This is a genomic window from Bacillus sp. NPDC060175, from assembly GCF_042728695.1.
Classification (GTDB): Bacteria; Bacillota; Bacilli; order Bacillales; family Bacillaceae_G; genus Bacillus_A.
In genome coordinates this window covers 1-3,921 of sequence record NZ_JBHWYR010000165.1, presented here as the reverse complement: position 1 = coordinate 3,921, position 3,921 = coordinate 1, and the positions used below count along the sequence as shown (strand labels likewise).

The window sequence follows — 3,921 nt, the reverse complement described above, 5'->3', positions numbered from 1 at the left end:
GCTAAATCCAGTCAGTTAGATCAACATTTTTCACAACAATATATTGAGGGGGAAGAAAAGGTCATCAAACAAAATATAAAACTAGAGAATTTTAATACAATAATTCCGAAGCTGGAGAAAGAATATGGATTACTTTCTTCTGATATATCACTCCTTACAAACTCCACTCATCATAGGGCACATCAAATGATTTATAAAGAAAACTATGCAAATAGAGATATTACAAATCCACAATTCCCTTCATTACCAACCTATCGAAGTTTTTATGATGAAGAAGCTCTAAAGCTTGTTTCAGAAATATATAATGACGATTTTGAAGCATATGGATATAAAAAGAATGAAATTAATTTTTAACTAATATACCTATAACCCCCACTATGCATAGAGTCTCTTTAAAAACGAAAACCACTACTAAAAGCCAGCGGTATGGAAGGGGAATTATAATGAGTGTTTCTATTATAATGATGGGTTTCATCATAGGGGTATTAGTTGGGGTAACAGGGATAGGAGGCGCAGCATTATTGACTCCATTTCTCCTAACATTAGGTATAAGTCCTTCCATCGCTGTTGGAACAGATCTAGTATATAATTCTATCACTAAAATGTTTGGAATATCCCAACACTGGAAACAGAAGACTATAAACTTTAGATTAGTAAAATATCTAGCTATGGGGAGCATACCTAGTGCAGTTATCGCAATAATAACTATTCATTTTTTACCAATTTTTCATTTCAATCGAGAGGGAATCATAAAATATGTATTAGGTTATGTTTTAATCTTTGCAGCAATCTCTATTTTTATAAAAGCCTTTTTCTATAATGAATCTACACAAAATTATTTTCAAAAACAAACTTTAGAACAAAAGAAGAATTTAACTATTTTTATTGGTGCTATACTTGGTTTTATCGTTGGACTTACCTCGGTTGGCTCTGGTTCTTTATTTGCTATTGCAATGATCTATTTATATCAAATGAAAACATCTGAATTAGTAGGAACAGATATTACACATGCTTTCATATTAGTTACTGTGGCAAGCATATTAAATATGAATTTAGGAAACGTCGATTATATATTAACAATTAATTTACTTATCGGTTCTATTCCAGGAGTCATACTTGGTAGTAAATGCTCCACTAAAATCCCCGTTAAACCTCTTCAAATATTTCTAGCTATCATTATTTGTATTAGTGGACTAAAGTTAGTCACCTCTTATTGAAAGCGTTTTATGCTTTTGTTATATAAGAATGGAGGTTCAAAATGGATCATACAGAACTATATAATTTTATACTTAAGAGAGGACGCGTACCTCATTTTCATAAAGATTTTCCTCTAATCTTATTTTGGAGCCAAAAAAGTGGTTGTACGTCGCTAGCACACTGGTTTTTTTATCAAATTAATTTATTTGAAGAAGCAATAAATTATGACCCTTTTATTCATAATTATGAGTATGAAGTATACACAAACTCTACAGATCATTTAATACAATTAGCCAACGGATTACAAGCAAAAGAAAAGAATACGTATAAACTAGTAAGAAACCCTTATAGAAGAGCAGTAAGTTCTTTTGCTGCTCTGATTCCATCGCTAAATATTGAGCATCCCGCATGGAAGCCCATTCGACTATTTCTGTATGGTGACGAAACCTGCAATAAACCCATTTCCTTTAAACTATTTTTGTATTATTTAAAAGCACACATGACCAAATTAGATCTAGTAGATCCTCACTTTACCCACCAATATATACAAGGGGAAGAGGAATTTGTTACAAACTATATTTATCTAGAAAGTTTCAACACAGGAATTTCGAAACTAGAAGAGGATTATAAATTAAAAAAATCACCATTAGATCTATTATCAAAATCTTGGCATCATCAAAGTAGCAAGATGATTTACAAAGGGATTTATGCAGAAGCTGATATTACCAAGCCTCTTTTCCCACGATTACCTACTTATGATAGTTTTTATGACGCAGAAACACTTCAGTTGGTTCAAGAGATATTTGCAAAAGATTTTATTATGTATAATTATGATTTAACTTCTTTTTCTGAACATAAAAGTGTGCAAAGACCCTAGTACTGTTAAGTATGTTATCTGAAAAATGATACGATGTTTCTTCCTATTTATAAATTTCCATATACTTTTCCTAATTCTTTTTTTAGTTGTGTTTTTAGATGCTCATTTTCACTTTCTAATAACTTGTTCCTATGTTTTGAATGGTTGATTTTATTTTTCAAAGTTTTTATGATTACATCTTTTGAGGCATCGGATGTCTTTTTTTGTCTTTTTAAAATCATGTATTCCTTCTTGCTGTTGAAGTAACTCTTCAATCTTTTTTCTAATTAAGGGTTCTCTATATAAATATGCTTTAGAAACAAGTGCTTTTTCTGAAACTGAATTAAAATTGATTTTTTGTCCTTCTTTACTCATTAACTGTATTATTTTATTCACTCGATATTGCGCTTTCACTAAGGTTATCACTCCTGACAAAAGAACATTCGTTCTTTTGTCAGGTATTTTCATGAAAACATTGGTTAAAATAACCGCACTTTAAAAATCTTGTTAAGAAAAACTTAAGGAATTTCCCTCTATATTCATAAGAAGTTTTTTCTATACTGAAAATGTAAATTAACAAAAGGAGAAACAATCATGAAGAAATTTTTACTTTACATATTAGGAATAGGCCTCCTTAAGGAAGAGCTATATACTCACTAAAAGGTATTGATGAATCAGGGAATGAGAAAGAATATACAGTAGGAACGAACACTCCTAATGATTTTATAAGAAAAACGTACTTAAAAGTTCATGTAAAAGGCAAGTATGTCTATTCTTACGACATTATTTCTGAAAAGGACATTCCGGAGAAACTAAGGGAGAAATTGAAGATAGAAGATAAATAAAAGAGCCTATTCGTATGAGCTAGCTCTTTATTACCTCTCCTACCTACCATTGGGTTATCCTTCTTCACATGCTGGAGGAAGGATAATTCTTTTAGGAGATTTATCAAATTAGTTATCATTGTTTTAATAACCATTGTTCAATTACTTTAACTGTTTCATCTTGTTGTGCTTTTGACGTAATTAAGCTAGCATTATCACCTTTTTGCTCGCCATACATGCCGAAATTAGCATGATTCCCCCCTTTTATCATGTGCATAGTTGTATTCTTTGACATTAATTTTTTATTGTTCATTATTTTTTCTACAGTGGCTAAGCCATCTACTTCCCCATAAATTGATAGCATTGGCATCAGCTTGTTAGAGAAATCATCTGCAGGATAAGAACCTAAGAGAATAATACCGTCTACCTTTTCTTCATGTTGAAAGGCATACCTAGAAATCATAGCTCCCCCCATTGAATGCCCAGCAACATACCATTTTTGAACTTCAGGATACTTTTCAATTATACTGTCTACCACATTTGTTCCAAGTATCGCTAAGTTTAATAGTAACTTAGGCATTACTACAAAATGCCCATCTTTTGCAAGAGCTTCCCCCAAGTAACTATAAGACTCAACTTCTACTTTAGCACCTTGATAAAAAACAATCCCTACCTTAGCATCTTTCTGTCCAAATACTATATTCTCTTCATCTTTTTTATTATCTACTAAAGCCAAAGCCTCTTTAGTTGGTTTGTAAGTAAACTGAGACCAAGTCAAAAAAGTAATACTTCCTACAATTAAGATGCCTAGTAAAGAGTATAGAGTAATTTTCATCCATTTCTTCACATATATCACCTCCCTAAGATGTGTATATTCTATACTTTAATTATTATTAATATAATTGTCGAATAATCTTAACTATTAAGTTTAGAAAAAATAATACGAGCCCTCAAATATCGTTTTAAAATAAAATTTTATAAAGAAAAAGCCGATTTCTTTAACGTATAGAATATCGACGTTAGTTGAGTTGTTAATTTTGTAAT

At 31.0% G+C, this 3,921-nt stretch carries 4 protein-coding genes and 2 pseudogenes; 4 read left to right on the top strand and 2 right to left on the bottom strand.

The genetic code is table 11. From position 1 onward, the window contains the following. The 3 genes and pseudogenes from ACFWDE_RS30105 to ACFWDE_RS30095 form a co-directional block, all read left to right on the top strand. Positions 1 to 354, top strand: a pseudogene (locus ACFWDE_RS30105) (sulfotransferase family 2 domain-containing protein); the annotation flags it as partial. 89 nt (positions 355 to 443) lie between these two features. Continuing rightward, complete coding sequence (locus ACFWDE_RS30100; RefSeq protein ID WP_377896345.1) at positions 444 to 1,217, top strand: sulfite exporter TauE/SafE family protein; 774 nt, start codon at positions 444 to 446, stop codon at positions 1,215 to 1,217. Positions 1,218 to 1,258: 41 nt separating this feature from the next. Then, positions 1,259 to 2,074 (top strand): sulfotransferase family 2 domain-containing protein, encoded by an 816-nt coding sequence (locus tag ACFWDE_RS30095; RefSeq protein ID WP_377896344.1) that lies wholly within the window; start codon positions 1,259 to 1,261, stop codon positions 2,072 to 2,074. Positions 2,075 to 2,224: 150 nt separating this feature from the next. On the opposite strand, the gene ACFWDE_RS30090 is transcribed toward ACFWDE_RS30095, so the two are convergent. Next, complete coding sequence (locus tag ACFWDE_RS30090; protein ID WP_264538677.1) at positions 2,225 to 2,467, bottom strand: DUF6262 family protein; 243 nt, start codon at positions 2,465 to 2,467, stop codon at positions 2,225 to 2,227. A 224-nt stretch (positions 2,468 to 2,691) separates the two neighbouring features. On the opposite strand from ACFWDE_RS30090, the pseudogene ACFWDE_RS30085 reads away from it, so the two are divergent. Next, a pseudogene (locus tag ACFWDE_RS30085) lies at positions 2,692 to 2,898 on the top strand (YxeA family protein); the annotation flags it as partial. A 115-nt stretch (positions 2,899 to 3,013) separates the two neighbouring features. Here ACFWDE_RS30085 and ACFWDE_RS30080 read toward each other — a convergent pair. Next, complete coding sequence (locus tag ACFWDE_RS30080; protein WP_377896343.1) at positions 3,014 to 3,724, bottom strand: alpha/beta hydrolase; 711 nt, start codon at positions 3,722 to 3,724, stop codon at positions 3,014 to 3,016. Positions 3,725 to 3,921 lie beyond the last annotated feature (197 nt).